A 22,714-nucleotide genomic window follows, 5' to 3' on the forward strand; every position below is an offset into this window, starting at 1 on the left:
CATGAATGCTGCCGGGTCCTGCCTTTGCTTTGGACCTCAAAGCCTACAATTGACGCATCTCCTCGAGCACTTCCATAACCTCCGCTTCCTCAACCGGAACCGAATACGAGCCGTCTGCAAAACGCTTCATCGCCCCGATACCGTCCTGGAACACAAACCGGATACGGCCGCTACGCACTTTTTTATCCGTATACATCTTGTCCATCAGTTGTCTGTTCGGGATCTGATCCGGAATATCCGTCGGTAATCCGGCCTTCTTCAGCAGTGCAATCACGCGCTCTGCCTGTTCTTCGGTCATATACCCCCGCTTCACTCCCAGCTTCGCCTGGATCACCAGCCCCACCGAAACGGCCTCTCCATGCAGCAGCGTATAACCGCTTACCGCTTCGAGTGCCCGGCCGGCCGTATGGCCCAGATTCAGAATCTGCCGCAGATTGCTCTCATGCTCGTCCTGCTCCACTACTTCGTATTTGATCCGGCAGTTAGCCAGCGCGATCCGCTCACAAACTCCGGCATCAAGCACCAGCTGCCCGCGATCCGAAATGACCTTGCCCAGATTCTCCTCCAGATCGCTGAAAAAACCGGCATCCCCCAGGCAGGCATGCTTGATGGTTTCGGCCAAGCCACTTCTGAACTCACGGGCCGGAAGGGTGCGCCAAGCAGCTAAATCTATGTATACCTTGCGCGGCTGATGGAAAACACCGATCAGATTCGTGGCCACCGGCGTATTTACACCCGTTTTGCCGCCGACCGACGCATCCGCAGCAGCCAGCAGGGTGGTTGCATAATTCAGGCTCGGTACACCCCGCCCAAAGGTTCCGGCCAGAAATCCGGCCAGATCGGTCACAGCTCCGCCGCCCACGGCGATGATGCAAGAGTCCCGCCCGTAAGCTCGTTGCAGCAGCTGATCCTCCAGCAGGGCCTTGGTTTCCCGGGTTTTCGAGGTCTCCCCCGCCGGAAAAGAAAACAAGTCCGCCTCAAAACCGTTTTGACGCAGCCGTTCAAGCAAAGGCCGTCCATAGAGCGGTTCCACTGTGGAATCCGTAATAATTGCATATTTGCTTACATTCGGCACTAGCCCCTGCTGTAAATCCTCAATCAGCGAATCAAACAGCCGCTCACCAATCTCAATCGCATAGGAGTGATCGACTACCTTCTTTAGTACAACCTGAAAGCTTCGGGACATGGCACAACCTCTTTTCCCCAGACTTGGACATGATGTAGAGTAAATTCGCCCGAAGTGGAAAATTCTCCTGCTTCTCCCTGCATGCTTTACTTATCGAGTAGCGATATTAGCATCAATTACACTTGCTCATAACACTCTCCAGAACGATGGGACCCAGTGTATTCGTTGTAGAGTTGGATAGACGGACCTGTATGGAAGCACGCTCCAGCGGACCTGTGATATCATCAATCCGGCCAGCCCAGGTTGGATTCTCCGTTCCGGCAGGAGCCGGATGCAAAGGGAATCGCCAGCTGATCTCACCCGCCACTTGAGCAAATCCCTCATACCTGTCGTAATTTCCTAAGGAGGCTGGATCCGGTAAGAATTGGGCGTGAATGCTCAAGCTTGTCCGCTCACCTCCGACATCCCTAAGTACACGATAAACCAGAGCTACACCCTTGGCGTTGACCGGCATGTTTTCTTTGGCACTCAGTATGAGACTGCAAGGATACTTACTCTCTGGGGGTGCGGCTTGTACGGCCACTGGAAATATAACAGCCAGCAGCAGGACACAAATCCATAACAGTGGTTTTTTGATGGTACTCCCTCCTTTTTCGAAAGGATATTCTTCCCCATGCCATCCACGAATATGCCGCTTATGCCATACATTAAGGTCTTCTAGTATAAGATATCCTTACTTCTAATAACAGCCTTTATTGCTTAGAACAACAGACGTTTCGATCTGCCGCTCCGGGATATTCCAGTATTGGTTCAGCAGATTTCTTTTCTCGTCTGGCTGCACAAGATTGAAACCATTCTTAGTGTAAAAGGAAATCGCCCAATCTGCCGCTTCCCACGTGCCAATCAGGATGGGCTTATCTGTACGTTCTGTGATGTGCGTTAGCAGTCTTGTCCCAATCCCGCCTTGACGCTGGGCCGTTCGGACATAGGCATGTCTGATTAAGGCTACCTCGCCTTTGTCCTGAATCCCCATCACACCGCACAGTTCTCCATTGTCTTCAAATCCCCAAAAAACGACCCCATCCTTCATTTCGTGAACGAGTTCAGCTCTGCTCATATACGGTTCATGATACCGGTCCTCCGGAATAACCCCCTGGTATGCCTTAGCGGCATCGTTGATAATCCGGTACATGTTCTCCTCGTCTTTCTTCTCACACAATCGAATCATCCGGCATCTCTCCTTCCTTACTTAACAATCTGGACGGGGATATGTATGCTCGGCAAAAAAAGAGCATTCCACAAAATGATTTCTTTCATAGAATCGTTTAGCCCCCTGGTTGCTTGTTGCCACCCGCAAATAGATCGGTCCCCCGGGCAGCAAACTGCTCATACGGTTAACACAGCTCTGCAGGAGGATACGCCCAAATCCCCGGTTCTGAAATTCAGGAGCAACAACGACATCACGGATATATTGACCTTCCGAAATATACGCCCCCACCAATTGACTCTGCAGCCAAAAGGATCGGACCCCCTCAGCCGACTCATACCGGGTAAGTGCTCTCAGAAAGTGCTCAGGGTCTTTTCGGTACCGGTCTGTCTCCCATCCATTGTCTTGAAGCAATTGATGATAGGCCCCGTCAAATAAAACAATAAACGGCTCCAGCATATCCGGTGTGAACCCCCGCTCCCACAATACAGAAGTATCATCCAATGAGCCCGGAGAGGATAAGTCATACTTGAGCTGATACCCCTCCATATCCGAGGCAAAACCAAGCGATCTTATACATTCAATAATTTCTTTATTTTCACCGTATACATTACAGCACAATTCTCTGCACTCTTCTGCTATGTACGGCTTAATACTGTCTTCTATCACTTTCAACAATGAGCCGATCCCGTCCGTTCGAATAAAAGCAGCATAAGCAATGACGCAATCGTCATCCTCTGCCAAACAGAACACTCCCTGATTATCCCCGGACTCTTCATGGTACACAACCGTTACCTTCTGTTTGGCAAAAGCATCTCTGACAAAATCCTCTGCTCCCGTTGAAATTAGCGAAACCAGCTGCAATATTGGTTTGCTGTTCTCTTGCTTCATCTCTACTTCTCCTTCATTTCCGGATCATCGTCCGGTATATAAACTTCGGTAGCGCAGATTGTCTGCGCCAACGCGATTTCTGCCCTTTGGCAACGGGAGAAAAGAGCAAGCGGTGCGCCCACTCCAGGTTGAGTTTTTTCCAAACGGGCGGTGTGGGCTTCATTTTTCCCGAAATTACATCCAGACTACCCCCTACGCCAAAAACCACCTTCACTCCGGCAAGCTCCGATTTATGTTTATGAAGCCATTTATCCGAGTACGGAGCACCCATCGCAAGAACGAGAATGTCCGGCTTGGCCTGCTGAATGTCGGTAATAATCCCAGGCTCTGCAGTTCCGTCAAAAAATCCATGATGCCTGCCGGCAATCCTGACTCCAGGGTAGCTGTGCGTGATCTTTTCAACCGCTTGCCTGCTTGTTTCTTCATCCGTACCCAAAAAATAAAAACTCCAGCTCCGCTCATCCCCCTGTTCCAAGAGTTTCAGCAGTAGGTCATATCCCGTTACTCTCTCGGGGATGGCTTCCCCTTTTCTTTTCGAAGCCAGTACAATTCCGATTCCATCCGGTACAATCATATCCGCTGACTGGATAATGTGTTGCAGCAACTCGTCCGTCTGGCTCGCCAGTGTGATTTCCGGGTTGGCGGTAATGAGATGAAACAGCCTGTCGCTCCGGTTCCCGATTTGTTCAGTTAGATGAAGGATCGTCTCATTAAGCGTCAGCTTGGAAAATGGCACACCCAAAATACTCACCGTTCCGTTCATAGACTCACCCTGCTTTCCCAATCTTCCAGCACTGCCCAGCTCATTGCAGCTTGTCCCTGTATGCCGTGCATAGTGCCGATATAAGTTTTATGACTATGTATTCCCGTTTCAAGGTAGTGCCCCATGACCTCTTTGGTAGAGGCTGTAACCTGCTGGTTCATTACGTTGCCGCAATCCACCCACATCAGCCGTCCCTCATCACTCTCCATCAGTCTGCTGCCAGCCTGTACCTCTCCTATAAAAATGTACTGTATGCGGATTTCGCTCTCATCCTTGATTCTATGCACAATGTACCTGAGTTCCAGACCGGCAAGCGCGTGTTCCGCCAGACCTGTCTCTTCCGCAATCTCTCTGATGCAAGCCCGTCATAAGGGAAATTATACCATGTGTGTTGGGAATAGATAAGTGTAAGACTTCCATTTGCAGGAAAGAGCCCTCACATTCCAGAATAAGAATTAGAGAGCTTACTATAATTGGAGGTAATAATTTTGCATATTAACGTACTGGACAAGGGGTATGTCCGCTTGGTTAACCATATGGGCAGCGATCTGACCGTTGTGAATGCCGCGCGCGTATCCTATGCCAAACAATCTGAAGCACTGACGGAAAAAGATATCCGGCTGATTCAGTTTCTCGCACGGGAAGGCCACACCTCGCCTTTCAGACATGCCGTAATCCAGCTGGAAATTTATGCCCCGCTCATGGTCGCCAGACAGTGGTGGAAATACGTAGTAGGTTCAGCCCATTATGAAGGCACCGGAGATAGCCTGGAGGCGTGGAATGAATCGAGCCGCAGGTATATTACAGAAGAACCCGCTTTTTATATTCCCTCTGCCGGACAGTGGAGAGGCGCACCGGAGAACTCCAAACAAGGCAGCGGTGACCTGATAGCCTGGGAGCTAGGTGAGAAATATACGCAAGAGCTCATGGAATACGTCCAACTGGGCATACACAAATACGAGGCTGCTCTAGCTGACGGCATATGCGCCGAGCAGGCCAGACTGTTCCTTGCGGCTTATGGCCTGTACGTGCGTTGGTATTGGACGGCGTCCCTGCAGTCCGTTGCCCATTTTTTGAACCAGCGGCTGGAGCATGATGCCCAAAAGGAAATCCAGGACTACGCGAAGGCGATCCTTGATATCGTAAAATCATTGTTCCCCGTTGCCGTGGAAGAACTGCTGTCCAAATAACAGGCTTATTGCTTATTACTCCTTATCCGTGAACCTCTTCATTTGGCGTCTGAAGCAGTCCGGCAAGCAATTTCTGAATGGAACGCATCGCTGCAATCCGCTCGGGGACGGCAGAATGCCGCTGTCCTCATAGTAGCGGATAGTTGCCATGCTTAGCCCGGTCCGCTTAGCCAGTTCGCCGGTGTCATTCCTTCCATGCCTGTTCCCCCTCCGTTTGAGATACGTTATTCTACTTGCATAACTCCCACTATTCATCGGCTGGAGAGTGGATTCAGTTTTCCTAGGAACCCGTTCACACTGCAGAAGGAATCCCCCATTTGCCAAGCAGCACAAAAAAGCTCCGCAGCTGCAGAGCTTCCACACGTACTATTACTCATTCTTACGCTCTATCCACTCGCCCTTACGCTATATCTGCTTATCTTCCCGCCCGCTCCGTAAACAAACGTCCGGCGTAATCACTGATCAGCCCATGCAGGGTAAGCTTGTCAGACCACCGAGCAGGGATGCCGCCGAGGCCGTAATAAGCTCCGGCAATCTGGCCGTAGACAGCACCGGTAGTATCAGCATCATCGCCCAGATTGACCGCCAGCAGCGCGCCCTCCTCAAAGCTGGCCGACTGGTGGAACGCCCAAAGGGCTGCTTCCAGCGATTGCACCACGTAACCGGAACCCTTAATCTCCGGCGGAGCCTTGCGTTGGTAGGAACCGTGCTTAATGTCCAGAATGCTGCCGGACAACGTCCCCTCGTGCAGCCAGCCGCCGAAGGCGCCTGGGCTCAGCATCTCCTGCTTGCTCCACCCCTGCAGCCCGGCCAGGATATAGGCCGCCATCAGGCGGCAGGCATCCACACATTCTGCAGCAGCATGGGTCGTCCGCGAGCTGAGCGCAGCGTACTCTATGGCGGCAGCCGGGTCCTCAGCATAATAAAGGACCACCGGGGCCAGCCGCATAATCGAGCCGTTCCCGGCAGCATGCGGATCCTCCGACCCGCTCCAGGCTTCGCCGCTGGCCTCGAAATGCATCAGCGCTGAGCGTGTGGCGTTCCCGATATCGAAGCACTCTCCCGTGCTGCTCAGATAGCCTTCGCGGAACCACCGGACATACCGCCGCAGCTGGTCGGCGGGATCAAATCCCCGGGACGCAAGCAAGCTGTCCGCCAGGCACAGCGCCATCGAAGTATCGTCTGTCCATTGACCCGGCTGTAGACGGAACACCCCTCCACCAACAATATCCTCCAGCGGCGCAAAGGTCCCCGGAGCCTTGAATTCTACGGTGGTTCCCAGTGCATCACCCGCTGCCAGCCCTTGCAGGCAGCCTTGATAACGATCCACATCCAGTACCATGTTACACCTCCTGCATTCCTCTTCTAAGCATTAACGAGAGTCCCTTACTGAGCAGGTAATCATCATGTCCACGTATCTATCCGGGTTTATTCTTCACCGGGATAGACAAGCCCCCACTCTGCGCGCACCTGATCCAGCAGCTTCAGAATCGCTACCGATTCATCCAGCGTCAGCACGGGACTCTCCGTTAGTCCTGCCTGCAGGCAGCGTCCCACTTCCTCGGCTTCAAAGGCATACCCGATGGAAGCCCGGTCATCCTCAAAGGTCTCCACAAGCTCGCCGCCGACATACAGCTCAGCTGATTTCGGGTTTATAAACGAGCCTTTAACCACAATATGGCCTTCTGTTCCGAACACATAAGCCTCCTGTAGCATATTCAGGCGCACTCCGCCGTTCAGGGAAGCCGATTTGCCATCGCCATAGGACAGCAGCAGCGAGAAATGCTCATCTACTCCCGTTTCACCCATATGTACAGTGCTGGCTACCTTTTCAGGGTGAGGCCCAAAGATCATGGATGCAAAGGATATCGGATAAATGCCAACGTCCAGCAGCGCCCCGCCGCCCAGTGCCGGGTTCAGCAGACGGCTCTCCGGGTTCCATTCGGCACGGAAGCCTAGATCTGCCTTCACCATCCGTACGTCTCCGATCCGCTCGGCGGCAACCCATTCTCTGACCTTGACGTTGGCCGGAATATACCGGCTCCACATGGCTTCCATCAGAAACAGCTTATGTTCGCGGGCATAGGATACGAGCTCCTCAAGCTCGCCGCTGTTCACCGTGAACGGCTTCTCGCAGAGCACCGCCTTGCCGGCACGCAGCGCAAGCAGCGCGTTGTCTTTATGAAAAGGATGCGGCGTCCCGATATAAACCGCATCCACCTCCGGATCATTGACCAAATCTTCATACGTGGCATGGGCTACAGGAATACCGTGATTTTTGGCAAATTCATCGGCGCTTTCCTGATTGCGTGAACCTACAGCATAGGCAATCCCGTTCGATGCATGAGCCAGATCGGTTGCGAACTGGTGCGCGATCCAGCCGGTGCTGAGAATTCCCCATTTTACCTTGTAAGCGTTATCGATTGTCATTGATGAATCCTCCTTGTTTTTGGCCATAAGGTACTTTTGATTCTATCAAACTATACCTTGCGCGTACAGGCTCGGCGAGAGATACAGACAAACAGGCCGGTGTCCCCTGCATAAGGGATCGCCAGCCTGTATATGTTCTGCTTAACCAGAAGAGCATAGTATGGATCTGCTCTTCTGCCGGCTAAATTAGTGCACCTGCCCAAGTAACTGATAAGCCTCTTCCTTCGTCGTAACCGCAAGAAGCGCTTCTCTGAAATCATCATCCATCAGCTTGCGGGACAACATTTGCAGCACCTTCAAATGCGCATTCCCCTTGCTGCTGCGCGGTACGGCAATCATAAATACCAGCTTCGCGTGATTGCCATCTACACTGTTCCAATCCACTCCATCCTGCTTGATGCCGAAAACCACGCTTGGCTTCAGGACCGCATCTGATTTACTGTGAGGAATAGCAATATTCATACCGATGCCTGTAGAGCTTTCGTCCTCACGGGCCAATATCCCTTCTTTAAAATCACCCGCAGAGCTTATGGCCCCGTTTCTTTCCAGGATTGCAATCATTTCATCAATAACGGCTTCCTTTGTGGCTCCCGCTACATTCAGCTCAATTAGGTCTGGTGTTAAAATATCCGTCAGTTTCTCAAGACGGTCCTGAGTTGTTTCCACGTCAGCAGCTATAGAGGTTTTGGCAGGCTTGACCTGGTGAACATTTTCCAAGCTTTCCGGGGCAACCGCCTCTACTGCTGTACTCTCCGCCACAACGGCAACGTCCCGCTTCAGCAGACTCACCATGGCCACTGTTACGGCAGATCCAACGATAACAGCAATGAAAAACATAACAACATGGTCAACAGCCCCCAGCACAGCTACAACCGGTCCGCCATGGGCTACTCTGTCCCCTACATTCCCCAGCATCGCAATTACCGATCCAACCATTGATCCGGCCATGATGCTTGGAATCACGCGCAGCGGGTCCTGGGCCGCAAATGGAATTGCACCCTCAGTAATACCAAACAACCCCATGGTAAATGTCGCTTTGCCGGCTTCACGCTCGGCAGATGCAAATTTGCGTTTGTTGATCATTGCAGCCAGTCCCATCCCGATAGGCGGAATACAAATGGCTACGGCGATAGGCCCCATAATTTCATAATTCCCTTCACCAATCATGGCCGATCCGAACAGAAAGGCTACCTTATTCACCGGACCGCCCATATCGAAGGAGATCATCGCTCCCAGGATCAAAGCCAGCAGGATCGAGCTTGTTCCCTGCATGCCGGCAAGCCAGCCGGTTAGCACTTCAAACAAATGGGCAATGGGAGATCCGATGAAAAAGATAAAGATCAAACCCACAATCAGGGAAGAAAGCACGGGGATGATTATAATGGGCATAATCGGCTGCAACGCCCGGCCAACTTTGATTTTGCGGATGCCGAGTGCTACATAACCCGCCAGAAAGCCGGCAATAATCCCGCCGATGAACCCCGCTCCCGCTTCACTGCCATATAAGCTTCCGTTGGCGGCGATAAATCCGCCGACGATCCCCGGAGCAAGTCCTGGCCGATCTGCAATGCTCATTGCGATAAATCCCGCCAGAATAGGCACCATGAAAGTAAATGCAGCAGACCCGATATCCTGAATGTTCTTCCAAATGGAGCCTTCCGGGATCACTAGACCGCCCGGTGTCTTCACACCGCCAATCGTCAATGCGATGGCGATAAGCAGCCCTCCAATGACGATAAAGGGTACCATATAGGAGACGCCATTCATCAAATGACGGTAAATCGGATTTTGTTTCGGTGCTTTTTCACCCGGACGGCTGTCGGAAGAACGAGACTGCGATTGGTACACAGGTACCTCGCCTTTCATAACCCGCTGAATCAGCTCTTCCGGACGGCGGATTCCATCCTGCACTCCGACAACTAGCAGTTTTTTTCCGACAAACCGGTCTTTTACTACCGTTTTGTCCGCTGCAATGATTATTCCGTCAGCTTCACGAATTTCCTCCTCGGTCAACGCATTTTCCACGCCGATGGAGCCCTGTGTTTCAACCTTAATTTCAATGCCTAATTTCTTGCCTGCCTTCTGCAGATTCTCAGCTGCCATATAGGTATGCGCAATGCCGTTAGGACACGAGGTTATCGCTAATATTTTCATTTCTATCATCCCTTTCCACTTTTATCAGCGCTTACATTTTAAATTATATCCACCTTATCCTCGGATATCGGACAAACTTTTTACCGGAACTTCCGGAAAAACGGATTAATACTGCCAAAGATGTTACCATCCCGCACAAGTACCCAGGTCCAGCCTGCTCCAAAAAAGTAGGATGCCCCAAGCAGCCACTTCATGGCTTTTTGGGACACCCCTGCTCCTAAGGATTATTCAATTGGCAATTTATCTGCCCAGTTTTCGGAGCAGGACCATCGCATCCGTTTCTTTGGCCAACGCGCTGACCAGTGCAGGCTGCTCGCTTATTCGGGACAATTCTCTGAACAGCAGCCGCATTTCTTCCCGTTCATCATGCTTGACCGCCAGCAGGAACACCAGATGCACGGTTTCGTTCCCCCATGACAGCGGGTGCTTCAGCGCAGCAATTACAATAGAAGATTCTCTGATATACTCCGAGCTCCCGTGCGGGATAGCCACTCCTCCGCCAATGGTAGTATTGGATAGTTTCTCTCTCGCCAGCACACTTTCCGCATAGCCTACTTCCGCATAGCCCTTCTGTTCAAGAATTCCTGCCAGTTTGGCAATTAACTGTTCCGGATGCTGCACCTCCTGCTGGGGATAGACCAGAAACGGGGTCGTATACTTTAGAAAGACAGATTCCTCCACCGCATGGTCCGGCTCATCCAACCGTCGAATGGACTGTTCCAGCAAACGCTCATCCCTGCTTTCCAGAAGCGGAGAGACGATTATATGCTTGATGTCCTCAGGAAGAGCCACAGTTGATATAACCAAATCCACGTCATGTAAGGCCAGATATCCTCTGACCTCTGCTTTGGATAGAGTTGCTCCTACATGCACAGACGGGAATTTGCGTTCCACTTTTGTACGGAGCAATTGAGACATTCCAATGCCCATGTGACACACAATAATAGCCTTTTGCGGTTGCCTCTCGCTCTGCTGCAGCCGTTCAACAGAAGCTTGAAAATGCAGAGTGACATAGGCGGCTTCCTCTTCCGGAAACGTTTGCATTATGGCTTTGCCTGCCGCCTCCAGTGCCTCAATAACACGGTCAAACATGTAGGGATACATCTTTTTGATATCGGCCAGCATGGGGTTAGATAGCTTCAGGCCATACTGGAGACGGTTAAGGGTAGTGAACAAATGAACCTTGAGTCCATTCAGGAGTACCTGATCACTGGAGAATTCTATCATATTCAGTTCCGACATCCGCTTGACCAGTTGTCTGATCAATTCCGGCAGAAGCGGGTGGCTGTCCGCCAGCAGAGTCCGTCTCCCCTCTGTCTCCTCCTGCCCATAGCGAAACTTTCCGCCAAGCAAATGCAGGGTCAGATAAGCTGTTTCCTCCCGTGAGAATGAGACCGAAAACAGCTTATGCAGTTGCTGCAAAAATGCTGCAGCCCAAGCATATTCTTCTTTTTCCTGCAGGAAGGCAATATCCTGTTCCAAGAGCGAAATGGGCTGGTTTAGCTTTGTCCGTTTGACCATAAGCAGAATATGCAGCATCAGCCCTTCGAAGGTTTCATCCGTAAAAAAGAGCCGGTGCTGTTCCTGAAATATTTTCAATTCATGATTTACAGCCGCAATTTCATGCGATTCAAACTGCTTGCGCATCCATTGTCCCGTAAGTTCAGGGCTGTCAATCAGCTGGTTCAGCCTGGCAAGGGCCAGACGTTTATTTTTTTCGGTGCCTTTAATCATAAGCCCTATGCGGGGCCGGATAATTAACGCTAGATCAAGGTGATGCAGCCAGTGCTCAATCTTCTCCAGATCTCTGCGGATTAACGTTTTGTTCACGTAATACTGAGCAGCAAGATCTTGTGTGGTCACTGGACTGGCGTTCATCAGAAGCCGGTAGGCGATATGCAGGACTCTTTCTTCATCCGATTCATGCTCGGTATCATATTCCTCTGAATACAGCAGCTGAAGCAAAACAGATTGGTCTCCTTCACCCAGCTCCAAATAAATCCCCAGCCCCGGTTTTTTCACAAGTTGTGCTGTGGAGTGCTTGTTCATATATTTTTGAATGACCTTCAGATCACTTCGAATGGTTTTGTCCGAGCAGCCGGCCTGATCCGCCAAATCCTGCACCAGCCATAAGCGGTCTGGCTCGGTTAACAAATTCCGAATAATCTCTGTCTGCCTCTTGTTCATTCTGCTCTCCCATATTCAATTTAGTTTAGCCGAAAGGGTTGAAAGAATAGGTTTTATTCTTTATTCCTTATTATAGCTACAATATCGGATTGTTAATAAAATTTTCGGGGAAGAGCATACCGCTAGACCATAGCGAGCAGGACACAGACGCTAATCGCGGCGAACCCGGCCGTCACAAGCAATGTCGCCGCATTCCAGATCCGGTGAATGAACGCCACATTATGGATATAACTGTTCAGGAACATTTTTTGCAATATGAATTGAAGCAGCCGCATAAAACCGAAGCCGAACCAGCTGAGCAGACAGAGCAGAGCCACATCGACACTCCATTTATCCACAAACCGGTCAGCCGTGGCCCCGTTGTAATGAATCGGTACAAAATCGGGCATCCGCGGGTAGAGATAGAAATACAGCACAATCGGTACAATCGCGGCAGCACTGCTTAAGAGCATGGTCAGTCTGCTTTTGAACATGAATTGTCAACCTCCTATAGCTTGAACGAGAACCATCTGGTACGCCGCTAGCTGCCATCCTCTACCCGTAACAGAAAAATACGCTCCTGGAATCCGCCGCGGCGTTCCGCCTTCTCTGCACGGATCTGCTCCAGAACCTCGGGGCTCCCCCCGTGTATGGCTGCCAGCGCCCGAATGACCTCCAGCAGATCCGCCAGTTCTTCAAGTGCCAGCCTGTCGTTGTCCTCACGGAAATACTCCTCCGCTTCCTCACGCAATTTCTCACGCAGCTGGTCTATGTACTCTTCATGCTTCAGTGTTTTTGTAATGCACGAGTGCCCCCCGGCAGCAATCAGCTCCGGTATGCCGTCACGCACAAGCTTATGGTACTCAGGCAGATGAAACAGCTCCTTCCTATGTATATTCTATCGTCTGTTATCCGGTTTACTGTAATGGACCAAGCAGTCTGTGCACAAAAGGGATATCCGCCGGAGCAAAAGCAAACGCGTCCAGCTCATTCGCGGCCACCCACCGGAAAGCATCATGGTCACTCAGTCTGATTTGGCCTTCCAGAAATTCAGCCTCCCAGGCAATCAGCCTGATCTTGAATCCGCCATAGTCATGCTCATTCACTCCAAAAGCCGCGTAAGGAAGAATCGTGATGCTCATCTCCTCCATCAGCTCTCTGCGCAGACAGTCCGGCACCTCTTCGCCGTCCTCCAGCTTGCCGCCCGGGAATTCCCATAATCCGGCCTGCGATTTGCCCTCCCGCCGCCGTGCGATCAGGATCTGCCCTTCTGCATTATGTATAATCGCTGCCGCCACTTCAATCATGGAGCTTCCCTCCTTCAGGCTATAGGTAAAAATATACCCCGGTGCAGCAGGGATATCCAGTAAAACAAGTGGAAACGGCTTCGCCGTCCTTTTAAGGACGGTATCCGTTTCAGCGAGAAATATAAGGATAATTTATAGCGTGAAACATAAATTTTTTTATATTTACAAAAAAACTCCTCCCGGGAACCACAAAGATGCGGTTGCCGGGAAGAGTCTTAAGCTTATTTTATTGAAGTGTTCCTGTTATTTCGATAGTACAAGCTCCAGGCGGACCTCGAGATTATTTTCGGTGTCTAACACAATCGAGTGCGGGTTGGCCATACCGAAATCTTCAAAAGTTACGGTAGTTGTGCCCGAGAGCATAAGCTGTCCGCCGCTATATACGGCCTGACTGTCGAAGGTGACATCCTTTGTAGTGCCTTTTACGGTCATCGTGCCCTGCAGCTGGACGGGTACCGCCGTGCCCTCCGTCCATTCCGCAGGCAGCTCCGAGAAAGACTTCACGACGAAGGTGGACTGCGGAAATTCTGTTACAGAAAGGAAGTCTGCTCCCTTTACATGCTCGTCTCTCTGGCCGTTGCCGGAATCAAGGGCGCTCATCTCCACGGTGCCTTCTCCGGTCATCGCCCCCGCATCGTCCAGGTTCACGTTCCAGGTTCCCGTAACTGACGGGTCCACGAAATTGACAGTTTCCTTGGAGGTCGTTACCGACCAGTATACTTTCGAGGTGTCGGCGATGTTCCAGGCACCATTTAATTGTTCTGCTGTAACGGCTGCTCCTGCGGGCGATGCTGCCGCGTTCGCTGTGTTCGTACCGTTTGCTGCACCTTGCTCCTGTGTCGGAATCACGGACTCGATTTTAACATTATTTCCCAAGCTGTTATTCAAATAGGAAAATGCGGTGATGGCTCCTACAATGACGACTCCAGCAGCGACGATGGCGATTGTTTTTTTCTTCATCCTGTTTCCTCCATCCAAATGGTTCTGTATTGCCCGGTATGGCTTGGTTCCCATTCTAGCAGAGCAATATGTCGGGAATAAGTCAAAGCACCCCCATCTGTATTGTGGTAAAATTGTCGTAATTTTAACTATATAGAGTGAACTTAAGAATCTAAGTTGCTGTAAGGAGACTGTCTATAGATGATGAAATCGATTCTGATTGTTGAAGATGAGGAGGCCATTGCCCGTGTGCTCGGCGCTTATCTCAAAAAAGCGGGCTTCCAGATCACCCGCGCCGCAGACGGACGCACTGCGCTGAAGGCCTTCGAGGTGGCTCCGCCTTCACTGATTCTGCTCGACATCAATTTGCCGAATATGGATGGCTTTGAGCTGCTGGGTCTGATCCGTGAGAAAAGCAGCTGTCCTGTGATTATGCTGACGGCCAGAGACTCTATTCACGACCGGCTGGCCGGACTGGACGGAGGGGCCGACGATTACATGTCCAAGCCCTTCATTCCTGAGGAGGTGGTGGCCCGTGTACATGCGGTGCTGCGGCGCCCCTCCCAGTGGTCCGACGGCAGCCGCAAACGCCATTATGGCAGCCTGTTTATTGATTTTGGCGCACGCTCAGTGTTCCTGAACGGAGCCGAGGTTTCCTTGAGCCCGCGTGATATGTCGGTGCTGCTCTTCCTTGCGGAGCGCCCGAATCAGATCTGTACGCGGGATCAGCTGCTGGAGCATGTGTGGGAGATGGATTATGAGGGAAGTGACAGGGCTGTGGACCTATCGATCAAGAGGCTGCGCCAGGCCCTGTCGCACTGGCCTGCCGAAGAAGGCGAAATCCGCACGCTTAGAGGAACGGGGTATCAATTATGGACCACCTGAAGTTGAAGAAGCCGCGCAACACACACACCTCCATCCTCTCCTACTGGACGGTCCGCTACCTGCTGATTATCGGCACGGGTCTCCTGCTCACCGCGCTGGTGACCTTTTGGTGGATTCAGCAGGAAGCAATGAACAACCGGATGCAAACCACCGGTCTGCTCGCGCAGGAGATTGCCGACCGCAGCGTGAATGCGGACGGCAGCCTGAGTATTTCCCCGGCTCTGAATCAGCTGATCGAGGACCGCAAGCGGTTCTTCAAACTGACGCAGGAAATGTGCGTCATTATCACCGGACCGAAAGGGGAGCTGCTGTTCTCCCAGCCGACGATGACTGACAAGGAGATGCGCTACGAGCTCAACGACAGCCTGAGCGCGGCGCGCAGCCCGGAGTTCAAGTCGGCTGGTGCCCGGATTCAAGGAAACGGCGAAACGCTCGGGCAGGTCGTGGTCCTGCAGTCCAAACGATCCCTGCGGTTCATTCCGCGTGAGGAGATTACCTTCTTCTCGATTCTCATCTTCTTCCTGATCCTCTTAAGCTGGCTGACTATTTATCTCTTGTCCATTAAGCTGGCCAAGCCGATTCAGCGGGTTGCCGCCGCTGCTTCGCAGATCAGCGGCGGTGAATACAACATCATCTTGAAGACGGAGGCCAAGGAGCGGGAAATTCACGAGCTGCTGCTCTCCTTCCAGGAGATGGCAGGCAAGCTTCAGCAGTTCGAGCAGTCCCGGGCGGTGATGCTGGCCGGGGTCTCCCATGAACTTAAAACCCCTGTCACCTCCATCAAGGGGCTGGTGCATGCGGTTCGTGAGGGCGTTGTGGAAGGCGAAGAAGCCAGTGAATTCCTCGACATCGCTCTGCTGGAGGCCGGACGGCTGCAGCGTATGGTCGCGGATCTGCTGGATTACAACGCCCTGGCTGCAGGTATTGTCGCCATCCGTCATGACAGGCTCGATGCCGTTCCGCTACTGGAGGAGGTCGTCTATCAGTGGAAGCTGACCCAGAAGGAGGAGGTATGTGAGCCGAAGCTGCAGCTGCCGGAGTTGCCCCTATTCCTGCGGGGCGATCCGCTGCGAATCCAGCAGATTCTCGTCAATCTGCTCAACAATAGCGTACAGGCCAAGGCGACGGGGCATGCCCTTCAGCTGACCCTCCGCCTAGAGGCGAATCCGGAGGGATATGCCGTGATTACCGTCACCGATAATGGGCCGGGCATTTCTGAAGAGAACCGCGGGCGGATCTTCGAAGCCTTCTTCCGCAGCAGTGACAAACAAAGCACACTCCGGGGCCTTGGACTCGGCCTTACCTTCAGCCGCCTGCTTGCCGAAGCCATGGGCGGAAGCCTGCGGCTCGGCGACAGACCGGAGGAGGGCTGCGCTTTTGTAATCACCCTGCCTCTATGCCGGTAGACCATTGAGGGTACAGTCCGGATTATAGTCCTTGAAGGGAACGGCATGGTATAATCAGGGCGACTGAAATTGAAACCGTAAACCGGAGGCTGCATATGCTTACTTTTGAACAGAAATTGGCTATTCTTGATTCCTACCCCCAGCTTGAGCGGAGAAATGTATCGCTGGGCCGGGTAAACTACCACTATGAGGAAAGCCGCCATGAGAAGAAAACGGTAGCCTTCCATCTGCATCCGAATGGCAACGGGTTTGTGTATGCAGGACTGCTGCGCGGCTATGAGACCGATGACAAGGGCATGGTGAACATCCGTGATTACGGGGAGCCCGAACTGCGCAGCCTGCTGGAGGCGTCCATCACCTCACTGTCTATGTATATCCCCGAGGCACCGGCACCTGGCAAGAGAAAGAAAAAGCAGACAGCCGGAGCACAGACACTGTGGACGAATGATGAAGGACACACGCTTACCCTGAAGCCGGAGGATGACCTGTGGTATCTCTACGCCGGGCTTCAGCTGGAGATGGCTTTCGAGACGCTTGAAGAAGCTGAGGAATATCTGGCGGAAGAAGGATTTACCCAGGTGCAGGACTAGGATTCGAGAAGGACCTGAATACCCTATAGACAAAAAAGCCATATTCCACAGGGAAAGAAGCGTGAACCGCATGAGTTTTGAAATCGTAGAGGCTACTATTCCGGAGATTCAGGCTGCGCTTGAAACCGGAGAAATTACGTCCAGACAATTAGTCCTCATGTATTTTGAACGTATCGCCGAGCATGACAAAAGCGGGCTGACGGTCAACTCCGTTCTGGAGATCAATCCCGATGCCCTGTTCATTGCCGAATCTCTGGATGTGGAACGCTCGCTGCAAGGCCCCCGGGGGCCGCTGCATGGTATACCTGTCTTAGTGAAGGACAATATCAACACTGGCGATAAAATGCACACCAGTGCAGGCTCGCTGGCTTTGGCGGATTCTTTTGCCGGAGAAGATGCTTATATTGTCACCAAGCTGCGCGAAGCTGGCGCCGTCATTATAGGCAAAGCCAATATGACTGAATTCGCCAATTTCATGACGAACGGCATGCCGTCCGGGTACAGCTCACGCGGTGGACAAGTGCTGAATCCCTACAATATATCCACGCCGACGGGCGGCTCCAGCGCCGGCTCTGCGGTAGCAGTGGCCTGTAATTTCTGCACAGTGTCCGTGGGTACGGAAACCTCAGGCTCCATTCTGAATCCAGGCAATCTCGGCTCCATCATCGGCATCAAGCCGACGGTGGGGATGATCAGCCGTTCCGGCATTCTGCCGCTCTCGAATACACAGGATACTGCCGGACCCATGGCACGTACGGTCCGCGATGCGGTACTGCTGCTGAACGCAATGCTGGGGAAGGACGACAGAGATGCCGCCATGGGGACAAGTGCAGGCCGTCTGCATGGGGATTATACCGTCTTCCTAGACCCGAATGGGCTGCAAGGCGCACGGATTGGAATTCCGCGGGATTACTATTTTGAGGAGTTGACCGATGAGCAGCTGGCGCTGTTCAACGCCTCGGTGGACCGGATGCGCGAGCTTGGCGCCACCATCATTGATCCGGCAGAGATCCGGACCGCACGCGAGATCAGTTATTCCTCCGTCGTGCTGAACGAATTCAAAACCTCGCTGAACGCGTATCTGGCCGCTCTCGGCCCGGGAGCCAGAATGCGCACGCTGAAGGATATTATCGACTTCAATCATGCACATCCCATGGAGACCTTGAAATACGGGCAAGCCACCCTGATGGATGCCGAGTACACCTCCTCCGGCACGTTCACTGAGCCGCAATATCTGCGCGACCGGGCAACGGATCTCAGGCTCTGCAAGGAGCTTGGCATTGACGCCACGATGAAGGAGCATCAGCTTGACGCGCTTCTGTTCCCGGCGGATTTCGGTGCAAGGATCACCTCCAGGGCAGGTTATCCTTCCATCGTTGTGCCTTCCGGCTACACTTCTGCCGGTGCTCCCTTTGGGGTCACCTTCTCGGCGCAGGCTTACCAGGAGCCGGTACTGATCCGGCTGGCATATGCTTACGAGCAGAATTACAAGGTCCGCCAAGCACCTTCCCTGCAAAGCTTCATATAAACAGAAACGATACCGTCCTTCTGAGGGACGGTATCGTTTCTGTGAGGAGAGCTGTTGTTCTATTCCTTCGCGATGCCCATATGCCGGTTGCCTGCATGTGACAGCTCCCAGGTGCGCAGCTCATAGCTGCGGATTCCCGTGAGAATGTACGGATCGCGCTCTGCAATCCGCTCCGCTTCTTCGCGGGAGTCTGCACGAATAATGACCATGCCGCCCGGACTGTCGCTGAAAGGTCCGCACATGACCAGCTGTCCGCTGCGTTCGAGCTCCTGCAAATGCTTGACATGCGCCCGGATGATATCTATATCCCTCCGGTCCTGCGGGGTGGGGTTTAACATAATGACATAACAAATATCCTCTCCGCCATTAACAGAACTCATTTGTCCGTCCTCCTTATTCATATCCGCGCTGGCTTTCCTCATCCGCAATATTCTGGATTTCCTCGGCATGCATCAGATAGAGGCTGTAATTTCCCTCCTCATGCAGCTTCTGGACCCGCTCTTTCAAGAATTTGGGACTTCCCTCGGCCGCGTCTTCATCATAGAACAGCAGAATCCCGTCGCTTTTGCGCAGCAGCAGGTCATCTCTGGCCCGGAACTGCCAGCTTCCGTCGTACGGAGCATTGCTCACCGCCCCGTAATAATCAGCCCCGGCAATAATCCGGCGGTATTCATTCTGCTTCTCCTCTTTCCACTTTTCTTCCGGAGCGGTATGTGCTGTAATAATGCCCAGTTTCAGTCCGGGATACTGCTGCTTCAGCTCCAGCACCACTTCACAGGCCCACAGATCCACCCCGTATTGTCCGGGGGTAATGATCCAGTCAACCCCTTCCTCGATCAGAGGGATTAGTCTGTTTTTCAGCGCTTTTTTGATATACGGAATCCCCTGATGTTTGCTGTCAAAAATCCCGAGCTCATGCGCGCGGTAGCCTGTTACCAGTAAGGTTGTCATATACTGCCTCTCTCCTGAACCGTTAATCTTCGTATCTCGCTCTATTTCTGCATTATACCATTTTGGGCGTAGAAAAAAGGACGATCTCCAGGCTTGAAGCCCGGGAAATCGTCCTTTTAAATTACTTGTCTGACAAAATCAGCACGCCACGCCCCGGAACAACAGCCGTGCCGCTGAAGGTCTTACCCGTCAGCAGATCGGTGCGCTGCACCGAACCGATATCAGCGTTGAGTTCGCCTTCCTTATGGTTCAGCAGGAACAGATAGGATACACCGTCCTTAACGCGTTGCACGGATTCGATACCTTCCGGTGCACTGACCAGCGGCTGGATCTCTTGTTCAGTACACAGGTTCGACACGAACCCTTGCAGGAAGGCCGCATCCGGACTGGTTGCCACATAATAGGCCTTGCCTTCGCCAAAGCTGTTCATGGTCAGGGCCGGCATGCCTTTGTAAAAGTCGGTGCCATACTCCGCGAGCACTTCTGCGCCTTCAGCGTGAATCAGGTCGCACAGTAAATCGCATGGATAGGTGCGGTTCAGCGCTCCCCACTCTTTGCTCATCACGATTTCATTACTCATTCCCGGCAGCAGCGCATCAATTTCCTCAGCCCAGATGCCGAGCACGTTGCGAAGCTCTCCAGGGTAGCCGCCTACGGTAACCAGATCATTTTCGTTCACGATCCCGCTAAAGTAAGTTGTAACAAACGTGCCGCCCGCCTTTACGAAAGCTTCAACCTTCTCAGCAAATCCTGGCTTAATCATGTACAGTACCGGAGCAATGACAATTTTGTACTTCGACAGGTCCTCTTCAACACCGATCATATCGGCTTCGATATTCTGCTGGTACAGGGCATCATAATATTTATGCACTTCGTTCACATAATCCAGTGCTACGGAAGGTCCGCTCGACAGATCCAGCGCCCAGCGGTTCTCCCAGTCGTAGATAATGCCTATCTTTGCTGCGCTGCGCGCATCCAGAAGCTGGTCGCCCAGCAGCTCCAGTTCTTTGCCGAGCTCAGCACATTCACGGAATACCCGGGTATGCTCATGCCCCACATGCTCAATAACTGCACCATGATACTTCTCGCAGGCACCGATGGAACGGCGGAGCTGGAAGAACAGCACAGTATCCGCACCGCGTGCTACCGCCTGATAGCTCCACAGACGCATCACGCCCGGACGCTTCAGCGAATTGTACGGTTGCCAATTCTGCTGGCTTGGCGTCTGCTCCATCAGCATGAACGGTTGACCGTGCTTCAGGCCGCGCATCAGATCATGCGTCATGGCCGTATGGCTGACCGGCGTATCGAGCGACGGGTAGTTATCCCAAGAGATGACATCCATGTGCTTGGCCCACTCGAAATAATCCAGCTCCGGATAGAAACCCATCAGGTTCGTGGTGACCGGAACATTCGTGCTGTGCTCCTTGATCGCATCATATTCCAGCTTGTAGCATTCCAGCAGACTGTAGGACATAAATCTGCGGTAATCGAGGGATATCCCCTGGAAGTTGGTCCGGTTTCCATTCCATTCCTCACTCAGCTCACTGGGCACAACAATTTCTTCCCAGTCATAAAAGGTATGTCCCCAGAAACGGGTATTCCAGGCTTTATTGAGAGCATCCAGCGAGCCATAACGGTTCTTCAGCCAGACTCTGAAAGCTGCTTCGGATTGCTCAGAGTAATCGTAGCCGCCATATTCATTGGAAATATGCCAGGCGACCAGCCCCGGATGATCCTTGTAGCGTTCAGCCAGCTTGCCCGCAAGTTTGGCCGCGAATTTCCGGTAGACCGGACTATTCGGATTGGAGTTATGGCGTCCGCCGAATTTGCGTTTTCTGCCCTGAACATCCACCCGGGTCACTTCAGGATAGCGGTGAGCCATCCAGGCCGGATGCGCACCGGTGCTCGTCGCCAGACAGACATAGGTTCCATTCTTATATAAACGGTCCATCAATTCATCGAGTCCGGAGAAATCATAGGTGTCTTCCGACGGCTGAATGAGCGCCCATGAAAATACATTAATCGTAGCGACATCAATGCCCGCCAGCTTGAACATCCGTTCATCCTCTGCCCATACAGGCGCGTCCCACTGCTCGGGATTGTAATCTCCGCCGTACCAAATCTTCGCCAATTTATCGTTGATCACTTATTGCACATCCTTTATAGTATAAGTATATTCTTATTGTAAACGTTAGCCGTTTCCCTTTAAATATAAAATTACCGCTATGTCATATAATAATATGGAACTGACAGGAGTGGATCATTGTGCTTGTGGCAGCACCCCGCAGAATTGTGTTTGGCCAGGAGGGCGGCTATCATCTGCCGATTACTCTGGACAGTATGGGTTATAACCCGGATCAGGAGAAGGTATCCCGGCCGGAAGGCTATCACGCCTATCATTGGCTTCAGACTTCGCAGGGCGAAGGACTGATTCATTTCGAGAATAAAAAGCTTACGCTCGCCGAAGGCAGCGGCGTGCTGCTGCTGCCAGGTACCCCGCACCGCTATGCAGCGCTCTCCGCTGAACCTTGGTGCACCTATTATCTGACCTTCGGGGGAAGCTCCGCCCGGAATATTCTCGATTCGCTGGGTATGAACGCCAACTCTTTTTACCGCTGGGAGAGTGAGGCACCGCTCCCCCTGATGCTGAAGGAAATGCTCGACCGCTATGATGCCGCAGAGGATATGTTCAGCCTGGGTGCCTCCTCTGATGCCTACCGTTTCCTTCTTACGCTAAGCAAATACGGGCAATTGCATAACAATACCGCCATATCCCGCAATGTGGACAAGGTGCAGCCTTTGCTGAAATGGATGGACAGCCACTATGGCGATCCCGATATTGGTCTCCACGATCTGGCCTTGCAGTCGGGCGTGTCGGGCCGCTATCTCAACAGCCTGTTCCTGCAAACCTTCGGTCTCTCCCCCTATGCCTACTTCGTCCGTCTGCGCATCCGCAAGAGCAAAGAGCTGCTGGTCAGCCAGCCGGATCTCACGGTAAAAGCCATCTCGAAGCGGGTCGGCTTCCGCGATGTCAGCCACTTCGTGGCCACCTTCCGTAAGCAGTCCGGAACGACGCCGGATCAATTTCGGCGGCTGCACTAAATCTCCGTTCGTGATCCAGCCCCCCGGCAATAGCCTTGCACACAAACATCGGCACCCAGGGGCTGAACCGGCCAGG

At 52.5% G+C, this 22,714-nt stretch carries 24 protein-coding genes; 6 read left to right on the forward strand and 18 right to left on the reverse strand.

Annotated features, from left to right (window positions below):
• Nucleotides 1-43: 43 nt before the first annotated feature.
• The 6 genes from aroB to ACTJKB_RS16915 form a co-directional block, all read right to left on the reverse strand.
• On the reverse strand, nt 44-1,186 hold the full coding sequence (aroB, locus tag ACTJKB_RS16890; RefSeq protein WP_440835516.1) for a 3-dehydroquinate synthase: 1,143 nt from the start codon (nt 1,184-1,186) through the stop codon (nt 44-46).
• A 112-nt stretch (nt 1,187-1,298) separates the two neighbouring features.
• Nucleotides 1,299-1,640, reverse strand: coding sequence for a hypothetical protein (locus ACTJKB_RS16895; RefSeq protein WP_440835517.1), 342 nt, complete (start codon nt 1,638-1,640; stop codon nt 1,299-1,301).
• 225 nt (nt 1,641-1,865) lie between these two features.
• Entirely contained in the window at nt 1,866-2,354 is a 489-nt protein-coding gene (locus ACTJKB_RS16900; protein WP_440835518.1) for a GNAT family N-acetyltransferase, read from the reverse strand.
• A 21-nt stretch (nt 2,355-2,375) separates the two neighbouring features.
• Complete coding sequence (locus ACTJKB_RS16905) at nt 2,376-3,224, reverse strand: GNAT family N-acetyltransferase (protein ID WP_440835519.1); 849 nt, start codon at nt 3,222-3,224, stop codon at nt 2,376-2,378.
• A 13-nt stretch (nt 3,225-3,237) separates the two neighbouring features.
• Nucleotides 3,238-3,987 carry a WecB/TagA/CpsF family glycosyltransferase gene (locus ACTJKB_RS16910; RefSeq protein WP_440835520.1) on the reverse strand — a complete coding sequence of 250 codons (750 nt, stop codon included), beginning with the start codon at nt 3,985-3,987 and terminating at the stop codon, nt 3,238-3,240.
• Nucleotides 3,984-4,274: a hypothetical protein gene (locus ACTJKB_RS16915; protein ID WP_440835522.1), complete on the reverse strand. Its 291-nt coding sequence runs from the start codon at nt 4,272-4,274 to the stop codon at nt 3,984-3,986. The genes ACTJKB_RS16910 and ACTJKB_RS16915 overlap by 4 nt, the downstream gene beginning before the upstream one ends.
• A gap of 195 nt (nt 4,275-4,469) precedes the next feature.
• Between ACTJKB_RS16915 and thyX the strand changes: the two genes are divergently transcribed.
• Nucleotides 4,470-5,177: an FAD-dependent thymidylate synthase gene (thyX, locus tag ACTJKB_RS16920; protein ID WP_440835626.1), complete on the forward strand. Its 708-nt coding sequence runs from the start codon at nt 4,470-4,472 to the stop codon at nt 5,175-5,177.
• A gap of 15 nt (nt 5,178-5,192) precedes the next feature.
• Here the strand turns inward: thyX and ACTJKB_RS16925 are convergent, their stop codons facing one another.
• From ACTJKB_RS16925 to ACTJKB_RS16965, 9 genes are all read right to left on the reverse strand, one after another.
• Nucleotides 5,193-5,432: a MerR family DNA-binding transcriptional regulator gene (locus ACTJKB_RS16925; RefSeq protein ID WP_440835523.1), complete on the reverse strand. Its 240-nt coding sequence runs from the start codon at nt 5,430-5,432 to the stop codon at nt 5,193-5,195.
• 160 nt (nt 5,433-5,592) lie between these two features.
• Nucleotides 5,593-6,519: an ADP-ribosylglycohydrolase family protein gene (locus tag ACTJKB_RS16930; protein WP_440835525.1), complete on the reverse strand. Its 927-nt coding sequence runs from the start codon at nt 6,517-6,519 to the stop codon at nt 5,593-5,595.
• Between the two features lie 86 nt (nt 6,520-6,605).
• A complete protein-coding gene (locus tag ACTJKB_RS16935) occupies nt 6,606-7,607 on the reverse strand; it encodes a Gfo/Idh/MocA family protein (protein WP_440835526.1) in 1,002 nt (333 codons plus the stop codon).
• Between the two features lie 186 nt (nt 7,608-7,793).
• Complete coding sequence (locus ACTJKB_RS16940) at nt 7,794-9,761, reverse strand: fructose-specific PTS transporter subunit EIIC (RefSeq protein WP_440835527.1); 1,968 nt, start codon at nt 9,759-9,761, stop codon at nt 7,794-7,796.
• A 240-nt stretch (nt 9,762-10,001) separates the two neighbouring features.
• Entirely contained in the window at nt 10,002-11,948 is a 1,947-nt protein-coding gene (locus tag ACTJKB_RS16945; protein WP_440835528.1) for a BglG family transcription antiterminator, read from the reverse strand.
• A gap of 122 nt (nt 11,949-12,070) precedes the next feature.
• Nucleotides 12,071-12,421 (reverse strand): DUF1648 domain-containing protein, encoded by a 351-nt coding sequence (locus ACTJKB_RS16950; RefSeq protein ID WP_440835530.1) that lies wholly within the window; start codon nt 12,419-12,421, stop codon nt 12,071-12,073.
• A 47-nt stretch (nt 12,422-12,468) separates the two neighbouring features.
• The gene (locus ACTJKB_RS16955; RefSeq protein WP_440835627.1) at nt 12,469-12,798 is read right to left on the reverse strand and encodes a nucleoside triphosphate pyrophosphohydrolase; all 330 of its coding nucleotides are present in this window, start codon (nt 12,796-12,798) and stop codon (nt 12,469-12,471) included.
• A 46-nt stretch (nt 12,799-12,844) separates the two neighbouring features.
• Nucleotides 12,845-13,234, reverse strand: a complete 390-nt coding sequence (locus ACTJKB_RS16960) for a (deoxy)nucleoside triphosphate pyrophosphohydrolase (RefSeq protein WP_440835531.1) — start codon at nt 13,232-13,234, stop codon at nt 12,845-12,847.
• Nucleotides 13,235-13,477: 243 nt separating this feature from the next.
• On the reverse strand, nt 13,478-14,194 hold the full coding sequence (locus ACTJKB_RS16965) for a YceI family protein (protein WP_440835532.1): 717 nt from the start codon (nt 14,192-14,194) through the stop codon (nt 13,478-13,480).
• Between the two features lie 183 nt (nt 14,195-14,377).
• On the opposite strand from ACTJKB_RS16965, the gene ACTJKB_RS16970 reads away from it, so the two are divergent.
• The 4 genes from ACTJKB_RS16970 (at nt 14,378) to ACTJKB_RS16985 (ending at nt 18,582) form a co-directional block, all read left to right on the forward strand.
• A complete protein-coding gene (locus ACTJKB_RS16970; protein ID WP_440835628.1) occupies nt 14,378-15,058 on the forward strand; it encodes a response regulator transcription factor in 681 nt (226 codons plus the stop codon).
• On the forward strand, nt 15,046-16,464 hold the full coding sequence (locus ACTJKB_RS16975) for an ATP-binding protein (protein ID WP_440835533.1): 1,419 nt from the start codon (nt 15,046-15,048) through the stop codon (nt 16,462-16,464). Before ACTJKB_RS16970 ends, ACTJKB_RS16975 begins: the two co-directional genes overlap by 13 nt.
• 95 nt (nt 16,465-16,559) lie before the next feature.
• Complete coding sequence (locus ACTJKB_RS16980; RefSeq protein ID WP_440835534.1) at nt 16,560-17,054, forward strand: hypothetical protein; 495 nt, start codon at nt 16,560-16,562, stop codon at nt 17,052-17,054.
• A 70-nt stretch (nt 17,055-17,124) separates the two neighbouring features.
• Nucleotides 17,125-18,582: an amidase family protein gene (locus tag ACTJKB_RS16985; protein WP_440835629.1), complete on the forward strand. Its 1,458-nt coding sequence runs from the start codon at nt 17,125-17,127 to the stop codon at nt 18,580-18,582.
• Between the two features lie 59 nt (nt 18,583-18,641).
• Here ACTJKB_RS16985 and ACTJKB_RS16990 read toward each other — a convergent pair whose 3' ends face one another.
• The 3 genes from ACTJKB_RS16990 to ACTJKB_RS17000 all read right to left on the reverse strand — a co-directional run bounded on the left by ACTJKB_RS16990 (nt 18,642) and on the right by ACTJKB_RS17000 (nt 21,682).
• Complete coding sequence (locus tag ACTJKB_RS16990) at nt 18,642-18,962, reverse strand: YciI family protein (RefSeq protein WP_440835536.1); 321 nt, start codon at nt 18,960-18,962, stop codon at nt 18,642-18,644.
• 13 nt (nt 18,963-18,975) lie between these two features.
• Complete coding sequence (locus ACTJKB_RS16995) at nt 18,976-19,533, reverse strand: DUF1273 domain-containing protein (protein WP_440835537.1); 558 nt, start codon at nt 19,531-19,533, stop codon at nt 18,976-18,978.
• Between the two features lie 121 nt (nt 19,534-19,654).
• A complete protein-coding gene (locus tag ACTJKB_RS17000) occupies nt 19,655-21,682 on the reverse strand; it encodes a beta-galactosidase (RefSeq protein ID WP_440835539.1) in 2,028 nt (675 codons plus the stop codon).
• A gap of 119 nt (nt 21,683-21,801) precedes the next feature.
• On the opposite strand from ACTJKB_RS17000, the gene ACTJKB_RS17005 reads away from it, so the two are divergent.
• Nucleotides 21,802-22,638, forward strand: coding sequence for an AraC family transcriptional regulator (locus tag ACTJKB_RS17005; RefSeq protein WP_440835540.1), 837 nt, complete (start codon nt 21,802-21,804; stop codon nt 22,636-22,638).
• Nucleotides 22,639-22,714 lie beyond the last annotated feature (76 nt).

Source organism: Paenibacillus sp. 22594 (assembly GCF_052044425.1).
Classification (GTDB): Bacteria; Bacillota; Bacilli; order Paenibacillales; family Paenibacillaceae; genus Paenibacillus_AQ.

Excerpts from the sequence above, each read along its gene's own strand:
- aroB (WP_440835516.1), bottom strand. The coding sequence starts at position 1,186 with ATGTCCCGAAGCTTTCAGGTTGTACTAAAGAAGGTAGTCGATCACTCC.
- ACTJKB_RS16895 (WP_440835517.1), bottom strand. The coding sequence starts at position 1,640 with ATGCCGGTCAACGCCAAGGGTGTAGCTCTGGTTTATCGTGTACTTAGG.
- ACTJKB_RS16900 (WP_440835518.1), bottom strand. The coding sequence starts at position 2,354 with ATGATTCGATTGTGTGAGAAGAAAGACGAGGAGAACATGTACCGGATT.
- ACTJKB_RS16905 (WP_440835519.1), bottom strand. The coding sequence starts at position 3,224 with ATGAAGCAAGAGAACAGCAAACCAATATTGCAGCTGGTTTCGCTAATT.
- ACTJKB_RS16910 (WP_440835520.1), bottom strand. The coding sequence starts at position 3,987 with ATGAACGGAACGGTGAGTATTTTGGGTGTGCCATTTTCCAAGCTGACG.
- ACTJKB_RS16925 (WP_440835523.1), bottom strand. The coding sequence starts at position 5,432 with ATGAATAGTGGGAGTTATGCAAGTAGAATAACGTATCTCAAACGGAGG.
- ACTJKB_RS16930 (WP_440835525.1), bottom strand. The coding sequence starts at position 6,519 with ATGGTACTGGATGTGGATCGTTATCAAGGCTGCCTGCAAGGGCTGGCA.
- ACTJKB_RS16935 (WP_440835526.1), bottom strand. The coding sequence starts at position 7,607 with ATGACAATCGATAACGCTTACAAGGTAAAATGGGGAATTCTCAGCACC.
- ACTJKB_RS16940 (WP_440835527.1), bottom strand. The coding sequence starts at position 9,761 with ATGAAAATATTAGCGATAACCTCGTGTCCTAACGGCATTGCGCATACC.
- ACTJKB_RS16945 (WP_440835528.1), bottom strand. The coding sequence starts at position 11,948 with ATGAACAAGAGGCAGACAGAGATTATTCGGAATTTGTTAACCGAGCCA.
- ACTJKB_RS16950 (WP_440835530.1), bottom strand. The coding sequence starts at position 12,421 with ATGTTCAAAAGCAGACTGACCATGCTCTTAAGCAGTGCTGCCGCGATT.
- ACTJKB_RS16960 (WP_440835531.1), bottom strand. The coding sequence starts at position 13,234 with ATGATTGAAGTGGCGGCAGCGATTATACATAATGCAGAAGGGCAGATC.
- ACTJKB_RS16965 (WP_440835532.1), bottom strand. The coding sequence starts at position 14,194 with ATGAAGAAAAAAACAATCGCCATCGTCGCTGCTGGAGTCGTCATTGTA.
- ACTJKB_RS16970 (WP_440835628.1), top strand. The coding sequence starts at position 14,378 with ATGAAATCGATTCTGATTGTTGAAGATGAGGAGGCCATTGCCCGTGTG.
- ACTJKB_RS16975 (WP_440835533.1), top strand. The coding sequence starts at position 15,046 with ATGGACCACCTGAAGTTGAAGAAGCCGCGCAACACACACACCTCCATC.
- ACTJKB_RS16980 (WP_440835534.1), top strand. The coding sequence starts at position 16,560 with ATGCTTACTTTTGAACAGAAATTGGCTATTCTTGATTCCTACCCCCAG.
- ACTJKB_RS16985 (WP_440835629.1), top strand. The coding sequence starts at position 17,125 with ATGAGTTTTGAAATCGTAGAGGCTACTATTCCGGAGATTCAGGCTGCG.
- ACTJKB_RS16990 (WP_440835536.1), bottom strand. The coding sequence starts at position 18,962 with ATGAGTTCTGTTAATGGCGGAGAGGATATTTGTTATGTCATTATGTTA.
- ACTJKB_RS16995 (WP_440835537.1), bottom strand. The coding sequence starts at position 19,533 with ATGACAACCTTACTGGTAACAGGCTACCGCGCGCATGAGCTCGGGATT.